Origin of the sequence: Mesotoga sp. UBA5847 (assembly GCF_002432735.1) — a bacterium.
Lineage (GTDB): Bacteria > Thermotogota > Thermotogae > Petrotogales > Kosmotogaceae > Mesotoga.
Window position 1 is genome coordinate 44,019 of sequence record NZ_DJGL01000106.1, and the last position, 12,343, is coordinate 56,361.

Annotated in this window: 10 protein-coding genes; 5 read left to right on the top strand and 5 right to left on the bottom strand. The window is 45.7% G+C overall.

Annotated elements, in window-relative coordinates:
* The first annotated feature begins 117 nt into the window (after nt 1-117).
* The 5 genes from B3K91_RS13310 (at nt 118) to B3K91_RS13330 (ending at nt 6,570) form a co-directional block, all read left to right on the top strand.
* Entirely contained in the window at nt 118-2,148 is a 2,031-nt protein-coding gene (locus tag B3K91_RS13310) for an Ig-like domain-containing protein (protein WP_292592196.1), read from the top strand.
* Nucleotides 2,149-2,369: 221 nt separating this feature from the next.
* Entirely contained in the window at nt 2,370-3,551 is a 1,182-nt protein-coding gene (locus tag B3K91_RS13315) for an NAD(P) transhydrogenase subunit alpha (protein WP_214078421.1), read from the top strand.
* A gap of 30 nt (nt 3,552-3,581) precedes the next feature.
* Nucleotides 3,582-3,872: an NAD(P) transhydrogenase subunit alpha gene (locus B3K91_RS13320; protein WP_214060480.1), complete on the top strand. Its 291-nt coding sequence runs from the start codon at nt 3,582-3,584 to the stop codon at nt 3,870-3,872.
* The gene (locus B3K91_RS13325; RefSeq protein WP_292595389.1) at nt 3,869-5,254 is read left to right on the top strand and encodes an NAD(P)(+) transhydrogenase (Re/Si-specific) subunit beta; all 1,386 of its coding nucleotides are present in this window, start codon (nt 3,869-3,871) and stop codon (nt 5,252-5,254) included. The genes B3K91_RS13320 and B3K91_RS13325 overlap by 4 nt, the downstream gene beginning before the upstream one ends.
* A gap of 92 nt (nt 5,255-5,346) precedes the next feature.
* Nucleotides 5,347-6,570: a 6-phosphofructokinase gene (locus B3K91_RS13330; RefSeq protein ID WP_214079364.1), complete on the top strand. Its 1,224-nt coding sequence runs from the start codon at nt 5,347-5,349 to the stop codon at nt 6,568-6,570.
* Between the two features lie 43 nt (nt 6,571-6,613).
* Here the strand turns inward: B3K91_RS13330 and B3K91_RS13335 are convergent, their stop codons facing one another.
* From B3K91_RS13335 to B3K91_RS13355, 5 genes are all read right to left on the bottom strand, one after another.
* Nucleotides 6,614-7,849: a glycosyltransferase gene (locus B3K91_RS13335; protein ID WP_292588699.1), complete on the bottom strand. Its 1,236-nt coding sequence runs from the start codon at nt 7,847-7,849 to the stop codon at nt 6,614-6,616.
* Between the two features lie 75 nt (nt 7,850-7,924).
* Nucleotides 7,925-9,193: an ABC transporter substrate-binding protein gene (locus B3K91_RS13340; RefSeq protein ID WP_214060991.1), complete on the bottom strand. Its 1,269-nt coding sequence runs from the start codon at nt 9,191-9,193 to the stop codon at nt 7,925-7,927.
* 125 nt (nt 9,194-9,318) lie between these two features.
* Nucleotides 9,319-10,185, bottom strand: coding sequence for a carbohydrate ABC transporter permease (locus tag B3K91_RS13345; RefSeq protein ID WP_214079361.1), 867 nt, complete (start codon nt 10,183-10,185; stop codon nt 9,319-9,321).
* Nucleotides 10,182-11,258: a carbohydrate ABC transporter permease gene (locus B3K91_RS13350; RefSeq protein WP_292588703.1), complete on the bottom strand. Its 1,077-nt coding sequence runs from the start codon at nt 11,256-11,258 to the stop codon at nt 10,182-10,184. The genes B3K91_RS13345 and B3K91_RS13350 overlap by 4 nt, the downstream gene beginning before the upstream one ends.
* A 26-nt stretch (nt 11,259-11,284) precedes the next feature.
* On the bottom strand, nt 11,285-12,274 hold the full coding sequence (locus B3K91_RS13355; protein WP_292588705.1) for a LacI family DNA-binding transcriptional regulator: 990 nt from the start codon (nt 12,272-12,274) through the stop codon (nt 11,285-11,287).
* Nucleotides 12,275-12,343: the final 69 nt, after the last annotated feature.

Here is a 12,343-nt window from a genome sequence, read left to right on the forward strand (position 1 = left end):
ACGATTGTGAGGAGTTCTCACTAAAGGTATTCAGAACCCATTCCATTTGGGCATAGAACAGGAATAAGATTATAATAGACTTGATAACTATTATGGTCTCTATGGAGGTTTTGCGGTATGAGAAAATGGTTCTTCTGGGCGTTGTTGATGGTCGTGGTAGCAGTCGTATTTGCCATCAGATTGCTTCCTGATATGCTTAACAAACCCCCTGTAATGAGCATTCCAGACATGATAATCAACGAGGGTGACATTCTTTCTATAGATCTACACGATTACTCAAGCGACGAAAAGATGGCATCTCTCACCTACAGAAAGTTAGCGGGCCCTGGAGAAATCAGGGAGACATTCTATACATTCTCGCCGAGTTATCAGCAGTCTGGAAAACACACTGTGACGATTTCGGTTGCTGACCAGAAAGAGCAAACTGCCGAATCCACATTTGTCGTTACCGTTAGGGAAGTGAATCGTCCACCAGTGCTATCAGTGCCGGATCAGGTGATTGCGCACAACGAAACCGTTTCCATAGATCTTGATGAGTTCGCAGAAGATCCAGATTTGGATCCTCTTACGTACAGAATCTCTTCAGGCAGCGGTCAGATAATTGGCAGCAGCTACACGTACAAACCGGACTTTGCAACAAGAACAGAGGAGAGTATAACCATAACAGTTCTTGACGGTCGCGGGGGAAATGATGATTCAACATTCTTGATATTGAATAAGGCGTTCATTACAACTCCATCAACACCATCAGCTGACTCCACAACAATCGAGTCAGCAACAGCAGTCACCATTACTCCCGAAGGAACAGATACTTCTTCGCGATTAGTAACAGCTGAAACAAGAAATCTTCCACCGGTGTCGAGCATCCCTGATCAGACTCTGGACCAGGGCAATACACTCGTTCTGGATCTCCGAACCTTCATAAGGGATCCAGAAAATGATCCAGTTTCGATAAGAATTAGTTCGGGCCCTGGTGAGGTAGAGAGATCACTCTATTCATATACAAGTACCGAGAATGACTCAGGCATAAAGACCGTTGTTCTACAGATTTCGGACGGTCTAAATACTGTTGAAGATAGCTTTCAAATCAGTATCGCCACTAGAAACAGAGCACCGGTAGCTTCGAACATTCCCGAGAGAACGATTGAAGTTAATGAACAACTTACGCTTAACCTTGGCAGTTACTTCTCAGATCCTGACGGAGACGTACTTTCATACCAGCTTGTCAGCGGTTCCGGAAGAATCGCCGGTAGTCAGTATACTTTTCAATCATCTGATCCAGGAAGATACTCAGCAACTATCAGAGCCTCCGATGGAAAGGGCGGATCGGTAGACAGAACAGTGATCTTCAATGTAAGTCAAACAAATAACCCGCCTGTGATCTCAATTCTCCCGAGGAGGATTTCTGAGGGAGAAAGGCTGACGATTAACCTTTCAGATCACGCTTCCGATCCAGATAATGACCCGCTTAGCTACTCACTGGTTTCGGGTCCGGGAACAATTCAGGGAAGAACTTACACTTTTGACGCAGACTATGGCAGCGCGGGAAGCTACGAAGCGGTTATTTCAGTGAGCGATGGAAAGGGCGGATCGGCAAGAGCAACGGTAAGAATTGATGTCAGAGAGAGCAATAGGCCCCCTGTTTTGAACATACCTGGGTTCACGATAGCAGAAGGTTCTAGACTTGTTGTTGATCTGAATGAATACTCATCTGATCCGGACAATGACAATCTATCATTTGAGATCGTTCAGGGAATGGGAACGATCGAAGGAAGCAGGCTGATAATTGAACCTGGGTACGAGGATTACGGCTTCTACACATTCGTCGTAAGTGCTTCAGACGGTAAGGGAGGTACGGCAAATGCTTCTTTTGACGTGCTCGTTACGGATACGAACAGGCCGCCCGAATTCAATATTCCAGATCAAACCACAATAATCTCAAGAACTCTTCGGCTTGACTTGAGACAGTTCAGCAGCGACCCCGACGGAGACTATCTTAGATACGAACTAATCTATGGACCTGGAGTGTTGACCGGTAGCATCTACTCATTCATTCCTGAAACACTTGGATCAAGCACAGTTATGCTTAGAGCTAGTGATCTCAAAGGCGGGGAGGCCACGACAACCTTCACAATAACAGTAAGATAGATCGCCCGTAGGCAGAATATTGAGTCAAGAATTTCGCTCGCAACAATCTGGGAAACACTCCGTTTTCGAATAATGTCTCAAATCACGAAGGGTGAGCACCTACATACGAATATCTGGCTCTTATCGAGTTTCTGTGCAGAAATTCGGTCGTTTCGTTTCTTCAAACTCTATTGTATAATGAGGCTGTGCTTTAATCAAAGACTGTTAAGGAGGAATTCTGAATGAAGTTTTCGGGACTAACGATTGGTGTTCCAAAGGAGATTCTTGCTGGTGAGCTCCGCGTTGCAGTGACTCCTGATGTTGCAAAGAAGTTTGTTGAGAACGGCGCTAAGTTTGTCATTGAGAGTCGAGCCGGAGAGGGGGCATTCTTCTTTGATAGTGATTATTCAGCTGCTGGAGCTGAAGTAGTCTCAACCGCGCAAGAAGTCTATTCAAGAGCTAACTTGATTCTCAAAGTCAAGGAACCGCAGTTTAACAATTCGCTCGGAAAACATGAGGCCGAGCTAATCAATCGCGGAGCAACAATTGTTGCATTCTTGCACCCTGCACACGATGTCAACCACAAGGCCATAAGGATTATGGCTGAGAGAGAGATCACCAGTTTCACCCTGGACAGTATTCCAAGAATCTCAAAGGCTCAGTCCATGGACGCTCTGACCTCGATGAGTACCGTGGCGGGCTATAAATCGGTTATCTTTGGTGCAAACAGAATAAGAAAATTCATCCCTATGATGCCTACTTCTGCAGGTATGATACCTCCTTCTGAAGTGGTGGTTGTCGGCATCGGAGTGGCTGGCCTTCAGGCAATTGCGACCGCTAAGAGGTTGGGCGCAAAGGTGAAGGCACTTGATATTAGGCCCGAAGCGGCTGCTCAGGCAAAGTCGCTTGGTGTCGAGGTAATTCCATTCGACGTGCCGCAGGAACTGGCCATGGGAAAAGGCGGCTATGCTAAGAGGCTCCCAAAGGAGTGGTACGAGAAGGAAAGAGAGATTCTGTCAAAGCATTTGGAATCATGCGACATTCTAATTCTCTCAGCACTAATTCCGGGAGAGGTTGCCCCTATTCTGGTAACTGAACCAATGGTCGCTTCAATGAAAAAAGGCTCTGTGATTGTTGACATCGCTATTGATCAGGGGGGCAATTGTGCGCTTACAGAGGAAGGTAAGGAATACGATTACAATTCAGTGTGGTTGATTGGAATGCTCAACATCCCTGCCACACTTTCGATAGACTCGACCAGGATGTTCTCTAGCAATATCTGGCACTTCGTGGACAACCTGGTGAAAGATGGAAAGATCGTCACCGACTCTGATGACCAGATTGTGAAAGAGACACTTGTAACGCATGCGGGATCAATTGTTCATCACGGTACTTTGTTGGCCATGGGAGAGATAATAGAATAATTTTCACTATTCAATAAGAGGAGGAGTTCTATGCTCTTGGCTTTAGTAATTTTCCTGGTCGCCTGTGCCATTATAGGTTACAGGATAATATCTTCAGTACCCTCGCTTCTTCATACTCCTCTTATGTCGGGTATGAATGCGTTGTCGGGTATTACCGTTCTGGGTGCAATCGCTGTCTTTGCAACAATTGACTCTGGAATAGTCCGTTTCATTAGTGGAGCAGCTCTTGTTTTGGCAATGATCAATGTTGTGGGAGGATTCTGGGTAACAGATCGTATGCTGAAGATGTTTGATTCTAGTGTTAGGAGAAAGAACAAATGAGCATTATTATCATTGCAGCGATATTCATAGTTGGATTCATCCTTCAGATCCGATTAATGCAGTCTCCAAAAACTGCTCTTCTTGGCAATAGGATTGGAGCGGCGTTTATGGGAGCCGCGATAATATACACGATAATCGTTTACGGAGGCATGGGAAATTCCGCTCTTTGGCTTTGGTTAGTTATTGGAGGGTTTGCCGGAGTGTCACTCGGCCATGTAGTGAAGATGATTCAGATGCCACAAATGGTCGGAATGCTAAATGGATTCGGTGGTGCTGCTTCGGCGTTAGTTGCAATTGCAGGGAGCAGTCAGTTTCTAGGCGATGCAAGCTGGTACTTGTGGTTAACGGCTTCTCTTGCGCTTTCTGTTGGCGTATTAACTTTCACAGGAAGTATGGTTGCAGCAATGAAGTTGCAGGGTATCATTTCGGGAAAACCTGTCAACCTTGACGAAAGCGGGAAGTTAAAGCGAATACTACTCTTAACAGCCGCTGGAATTGTTTTAGTAAGCACCTTCATAACAGGAATCTACTCTGTTTGGGTAGTCTTCCTCTCGATAATATCGGCAGTCTATGGAGTAATAATGGCTCTTCGGGTTGGAGGAGCGGACATGCCAGTAGTTATCTCTCTACTAAACTCGTTCTCCGGAGTGGCTGCCTCGATAACTGGTTTCGCTGTTGAGGACCCTCTTCTCGTAGGAGTAGGGGCGGTTGTTGGAGTCTCAGGTCTTATTCTGACAAGAATAATGTGTCGTGCAATGAATAGGAACCTCAGCGCAGTGTTAACTGGAATAACTACTGTTTCAGACTCAAGAAGAGCGGAGAATCTGCTAAACGTCTCAAATGAACTTGAAGGATTCAATGAAGAGAAAAAGGGCAGTATGGAGATAGGAGACGTCATTAACTCGGCAAAGAGCGTGATAATAGTACCGGGATATGGAATGGCTGTAGCACAGGCGCAGGGCAAAGTCAAGGATCTGATTGACTGTCTGGAGAAGGCTGGAAAGCAAGTTAAGATTGGAATACATCCAGTAGCCGGAAGAATGCCCGGGCATATGAACGTCTTGCTTGCCGAAGTGGGCATCGATTATGACAAGTTGTACGATATGGATACGATAAATCCGGAGTTCGAAAACACTGACCTAACAATTGTGGTGGGTGCATGCGATGTTGTCAATCCTTCTGCTAATACGGCCAAGGGTTCTCCAATATATGGAATGCCAATTCTCGAAGTTGAGAAATCGAAGAACGTAATAGTGTGCAACCTAGATGAAAAACCAGGTTACTCCGGTGTAGAGAACACTCTGTATTCAATGAAAAACGTCATAACTATTTGGGGTAATGCCTCGGTAACTGTGCCAACTATTACTGAAGCATGCCGATGAGAAGTCCCCGAGTTTCACAGACGCCTCAGGGCGTCTGTTTTTTTTGTGGCTGGTGATCTCTCAGTGTGGTATATTCATTTAGGGGTGGGACAATGAAGAATGCTGTGTATGCGCAGTCAGGCGGCGTAACTTCTGTTATTAACGCATCAGCTTATGGGACGATTGTTGCGGCGCTTGAGAGTGAAGGAATCGACAGGATATTTGCCGGAATAAATGGTATCAAAGGAATCCTCAACGAAGAGCTTCTTGACTTGACGGAAGAAACACGGAGTGAGATAGACAGGATTCCCTACACTCCTGGCGCGGTATTCGGCTCTTGCAGAACGAAAATCGACAGCGATGAGGACTTCGATAGATTGTTCAGAGTCTTCGACGCTCATTCCATCCGTTACTTCTTCTATAACGGGGGCAATGATTCAATGGATACCGCCAACAAGATCGATAACAAAGCAAAAGAACTAGGCTTTTCATTGCAAGTGATAGGAGTACCCAAGACTGTTGATAATGATCTCATGGAAACCGATCACTGTCCTGGATATGGTTCCGCAGCAAGATTCACTGCGATTTCGATAATGGAGGCGACGAGAGATCTGAGATCAATGTACAGCGATTCCACAAAGGTTTTCATTATGGAGTCTATGGGGCGTCATTCAGGCTGGCTTGCTGCTTCAGGTTCACTCGCAAGTAGTGACCGATTCCACGGTCCTCAGATCATACTTTTCCCGGAAGTACCCTTCAACGAAGATGCCTTCATTGCAAAAGTAGATGATGTAATCGTAAGAGAGGGCTATTGTTCAATCGTTGCGTCAGAGGCTCTTAAGAGGCCTGATGGATCATACATATCTACTGCCGGATACTACGATTCCTTCGGAAATGTGCAGCTCGGGAAGATAGGGCAATACCTCGAAAAGACAATTCGCGATTCCTTGAAGTGCAAAGTGCATGTCGCTATCCCGGATTATCTTCAGAGGTCTTCAAGACACATTGCAAGCCTTATAGATTGGCAAGAAGCAGTTGAGGTAGGAGCACTAGCAGTCAGGGAGGCACTAGAAGGGGTAAGCGGAGTGATGGTCTCAATTCGCCGATTAAGTAATAGGCCCTATCTGAAAAAATACTGCACAGTTGATCTGGAGAGGATCGCCAACGGAACGAAAGACCTTCCTAGAGAATTCATCTCGGAAGACGGATTTCACGTTACTGAGGAGTTCAGATCCTATGCACTACCGCTCATACAGGGTGAAGCTCCAAATCTCTATCTACATGGTCTGCCCATATACGAGAATCTTGAAAGAAGAAAGGTGGAGAAGCTCCTCTGATATGAAGCTCCCCGTTCCGCATATGGCCGGGACGGGGGCCTTCTCAATTCGCAAGATCTCGGAAAAGTTGAAGATATTGATGTAGATGTCTCGTACTTAGGAAGTCTTTCTTCACTATTTCATATCCCTTGTTCCCCATTTCCTTTGCAAGACCGGGATCATCAAGTATTCTTCCAGTGTACTCAACGGTATCTTCAACGCTTTCAACGAGATAGCCGTTAATTCCGTGGTGAATCTGAAGAGGAATGCCTCCAACGTTTCCCCCAACTACGGGAGTCTTCTTCCACATTGCCTCGCTCACAGTCAAAGCAAAACCCTCGCGAAGTGATTTCTGAAGAACGACTTTGCTTACTCTTTGAGCTGCGTTCACCTCGATATCACTGATATTCTGGAAGTTCGAGAGAACCTTGATGTCGTAATCCATTCCACTGTATCTTAGAAGGTCTTCATAGATCTTCCAGCCCTCGGGATCATCCGAAGCCATCGACCCTATTAGCAGAAGCTGAAGCTCTCTAAACCTCTCCTTCAGCTTTCTATACGCATCTACAACTCCCAACGGATCCTTCCATGGATCGAACCTTGATACTTGAGTTATAACGGGTTTTCCACTCTCGATTCCGAGTTTTCTTAGTGCCTGTTGCATCTCTTCCTTCGATAGTTCTCTGTTCTTGTTGCTTAGAGGATCGATTGAAGGTGGAATTTCGTAGATCTTGTCGATTGAAATCCCGTCTTTAGCATAGTCTTTGAGTGTGAATACAGCTGCATTATAGTAAGACAGGAAGCCGTTTAAATAATCCCAGAAGACCCGATTAGGTGAGGAAGTATCAATGTGACATCTCCATACAAGCCTGCAACTTCCGAACTCTGCAAAGGCAGGAAGACCTACCGGTTGAGGATCATGTATCACCGCAATATCGTATTCACCTGGTTTTATAAAACTCGCGTTGTCTTTTGAAACGTTTTCAAAAAGGTTCCTGTCTTCATCTGATAGTCGATCCTCCTTACCCTGAAGTGCGTTGTGCATCCTTTTTGTAAGGTCGAAAAACCGAGAAGGAGCGTCAATTACTTTCCAATCGACAGTGAGGCCACAGTCTTTCATTAGAGGAATCAGAGTGTGTAGTATTTCCGCCACGCCTCCTCCAAAAGATGTTGCGTTGACATGCAAAACTCTCAGACCCCTGAGTTCGCTCGAAAGCTGAAGAATACTCTCCAATAGATCACTTTCTATAAAAGGCTCATAGTCCTTCAGACTCTTTCTCTGTACTTGCGTAGTCTTCACGTCCACACCTTCTTTCTGCTTTGGCAAAAGGTTAGCTGGTCCCGATTAGGACCAGCTAACCAAGTTAGACAGTTACTAGAAGCCCCAAACTACCTCAAATCCTGTCAAATCTTCGAGATCAAGAGCCAGTTCTTCAAGAGCGTTCTGAGCATCTGCTGTACCCAAGAGGATGTTATGAACCGCCTTGAAGAAGAGAGTAGACACTTCATTATATCGTGGCGCGGTCGCCGTTGAAGGTCTTGCAACGGCATTTATAAACACATCATACAATGAACCGAAAAACGGATTGGCTTTTAGCACTTCGTAATCCGCATAAAGAGCCCCAATTGTTGGGTTAAAGGAGCCTTCTACTGCCCTCATCTTCTGAACTTCATATCCAGCCATGAAGAGCGCCACATCGGCTGCAATTTCCGGATTTCTGCTGTACTTGCTAACCGAGAGCTGCCAACCGCCAAGCGTTGCCGCTCCGCTACCGCTCTTTCCTGCAGGTAGAGGAGAAACGTCAAACTTTCCTGCTACGGCGCTGTCCTCGCCTCCGCTTAGTGAATAAGCGTATGGCCAGTTTCTCATGAAAGCAGCGTTCCCTGTCTGCCATACCGCTCTTGCATCCTCTTCGGCAAATGTCAAGACGCCACTTGGAGAGATCGTGCCTACCCAGCCGGCGGCCTTTTCAAGTATCTCAACGGCGTTTGCATTGGCAATTGTTATCTTCTTGTCGGCGCTGATAATCGTACCTGCATCGTTCGAAGCAAGCCATTCAAGAGCGTCACATGTTAAGCCCTCATAGGCGTTTCCCTGCCAAACAAATCCCCAAAAGTCGGGATTTGTCTTCCTCTCACCTTCCTGTATTATTCTTGCTGTCTCTTCCAGTTCGTCCCAGGTCTTCGGCACAGCAAGCCCATACTTTTCAAGAAGGTCGGTCCTGTAGTAGAGAAGTCCGGCATCCGTGAACCATGGAATGGCAACCAGTTTTCCATCGACTGTGTTATTCTCAACTATTGCCGGAAAGTGCATCGATACAACCTTGTCGGCGTTGTACTCGTAAAGATCTACGAAGTGTTCTGCGAGGTCGCCGGGCCAGATTACGTCCACCTGATAAACGTCAATCTCGGGACTTCTTGCTTCGAGGAACTGGAGATAGAGACCTAGTCTGTCCTGTACCATATCTGGTGTGTCCAGTACTCTTACCGTGACATCAGGATGGATCTCCATATACATCTCAGCAGCCTTCCTTGTCAGCTCGAGTTCCTGACCGACAGCTCCTGCGGCTACCGTAATCACAGTTTGGGAAATGGCCATTAACGCGAATGATACTACCATGAGAGTTAAAAGTACCTTTTTCATAATACCCCTCCTTCAAAAGAGTTTTTTTGAGTTTCATCAATCCTCAAATCTCATTTAGTTACTTTGACTCTTCAAATCACCTCCCGTTAGCATTGAAGCGAAACATTCATATCATTTCAGCATCGCTATCCCTTTACCGCCCCGGCAGTCAATCCTTGCACAATTCGTCTTTGGAAGATGAAAACAAGAACCACAACCGGTACTGTAACCACTACCGCGCCAGCCATGATCTCGCCAAAGGGAACCTGTCTCGAGACACTCCCTGTGAACAACGAAATCGCGACGGGAATTGTCCTTGCTTGAGGCGCAATAGTTGTGAATGTAAGAGCAAATATGTACTCGTTCCAAGCAGCTATAAATGCCAGTAATCCCGCTGTTACTAGAGCCGGCGCTGTCAAAGGCAGCAAGATCATATAGAAAGTTTGGAATGGAGTTGCACCGTCGACCCATGCCGACTGCATAATCTCCGTAGGAAGCTCTTTGAAAAAAGCTGTAAGAACCCATGTTGTAAAAGGCAAAGTGAAAATCATATAAGAGAGGATCAAACTCAATCTAGCACCTAGATTCAGCGTTGTGATTACCGCGTATAACCCAGAGAGTACAGTGATTTGAGGAAACATGGTTAGCGAAAGGATTAGATAGAGTGTTATCTTCTTCCCTTTGAACCTAAGTTTTCCCATTGCATAGGCCGCAAAAGACCCAACTCCTAGAGCAAGAACTGTAGTTAGTCCTGCAACTATGGTGCTGTTCCACAAAGCTCTAACGAAGGTCCCGTCATTGAACACAGCAACATAATTCTGAAGTGTCGGCGAGAACTTTCCATTTCCGTCCACAGGAACAAAAGTAGCGGGGGTCATTTGTAGTTGAGCCTCAGACTTCAGCGAGGAGTTAACTGCCCAGTAGAACGGAAATAGCATGTAAAAGAATATGAACAGTACGAGTACCCAGAAAGCTACTCTCCCTATGAACCAGAGCAATCTACTCTTCTTCATTCTTCATCAACTCCCATAAGCCTCATGTAAATCACAGCGAAGATACCGATTAGGAAGAATATTATTACGCCTATTGCCGAAGCTAGTCCCATATTCCTGTTCCCGATCAGCTGATAATAATTGTATGAGGCCATAGAGTACATCCGGTTGCCCATCAAGACCTGAAATACGTCAAACACTCTTAGGGCGTCAAGCGTTCTGAAGATGAGCGCTACAGCTAACGTAGGCTTTAAAAGCGGCATTGTGATAGAGAGAAACTGTCTAATTCTACTTGCTCCATCAACCCTTCCAGCTTCATATAGTTCTCTCGGGATAAGCTGCAATCCCGCAAGAATCAGAAGCGCCATGAACGGTGTTGTTTTCCAAACATCTACAGCTATGAGAGTGGGCATTTGCAGACCTGACATACTGAGGAATGAAAGATCTCCATCGCCCAAGCCTAGTCTACTAAGGACCATGTTGAAAAGACCAGCTCTCGTTGGTTGAAGCATCCACTCCCATATCCTAGCTGAGACAACGGTAATAACGGCCCAGGGAACAAGCATTGTAGCTCTCATAATTCCTTTCCCCTTAAAGTTGCTGTTCACTACAAGTGCAACTCCAAGACCAAGAATAGTCTCTAGAAAGACCGAAATAACAGTGAAGACCAGCGTATTCCAGATCGCCTTCATGAACTCAGGATCTCTCGCACCTACTACATAACGCCGTCCGAAAAAAGAAAACTGAAACCACTCTCTGTACCTGATCGGACTTCTGGGCAAGACTCTAATCGCTCTTTCATATACTGGTCTACCCGTTGACTCGTCAATCAATGTTTCTCCGGTTGAATCATCTAACACCGCAGGTAGTTCCTGTATTGTAAGCCCGAGCAGACGCTTATAGTTTTCTAGCCCTATGAACTCAGGCGCCTCGTCCTTTCCCGAGGCGAAGACCTTGTCGGTGAGACTCGTGTAGAAAACCTGAAACAGGGGATAAAAGGCAACGGCCGCTAGGATCAGCAGAGCTGGAATAAGCAATTTGTAAGCGGTTCTCTGTTCCTTCTGAGCAAGTGATAGCTTATCTTTCCTGGCCATAAATCCTCCTCACTATTAGAGATAAATCACGCCGTCCTCCTGCGTTTTAGCTTGGGCAGGAATCTTACCGGCTGAATATACTGTCCTGGTGCTTCTATCTTTTGGATTATCAGCTCCGCTGTTTTCTTGCCCATTTCTTCCATTGGCTGCTCGATTGTAGTCAAACCAGCTCTTTGAGTCCAACTCTGATTATCATATCCCACAAGGAAAAAATCCTTTCCAGGAATCTTCTTCATAGCAGCTGCAGTCTGAAGAACCTCAAGGGCGAAATTGTCGGCCAATGCGAAAATGCCGGGTTTAGTGTTTTCAGAAAGGATCCGTGCAATCTTTTCGTGAGCCGTTTCGAAGAAGAACGATGTGTAGACGAGCCTCTCAGGGTCAAAATCATATCCCTTGTCCCGGAGAATGTCGATAAAGCCCTCAATTCTCTTTTCGAAATTCTCAGTTGCTAGAATAGTGTTTTCTTCCTCAAAAGAGATCACAAAGAAATCTGATGAGCCACACTCAATGAGCAGCTCGGCAGCCATCCTTCCGCCCATGACATTATCCAGATAAACACAGTCGTACTCCTCGGATTGAGCCTCAAAAAAGACCATGTTTGTTCCGAAGTCAATACCGTTCTTAAGCAAGAATTCTGTGTTCATTGTACAAACTACAGCCCCATCTGAGTCATGAAGCAAAGCAAGATCTCTCCTAAGTCTTCTCAGTCTCCTTTCCGAAAACACAGGATAAATTACCATCTCGTAGTTTTTCATGTCGAGATAGTCATCAAACGACTTCATAACTCTCCAATGGAACTCAGTCCTGACTTCAGGCATCAGGAAGAGAATTCTTCTTGTCTTACCTCCCGCCAGTGTTCTTGCCGTTTGATTCGGTTGATAACCTAATTTCTCAATCGCCCTAACAACCTTAATCCTGGTTGCCTCTTTAACAGAACCGCCATTTAGTACACGTGAAACGGTACCGGTTCCAACTCCGGAAAGAGCTGCAACATCCTTAATAGTTGGCTTCTTCAAAGAGATCGCTCCTATAATCAATAGGAATTTGGAATCGCTTCCATTATAACAATTCAGTTAAGTCAGTCA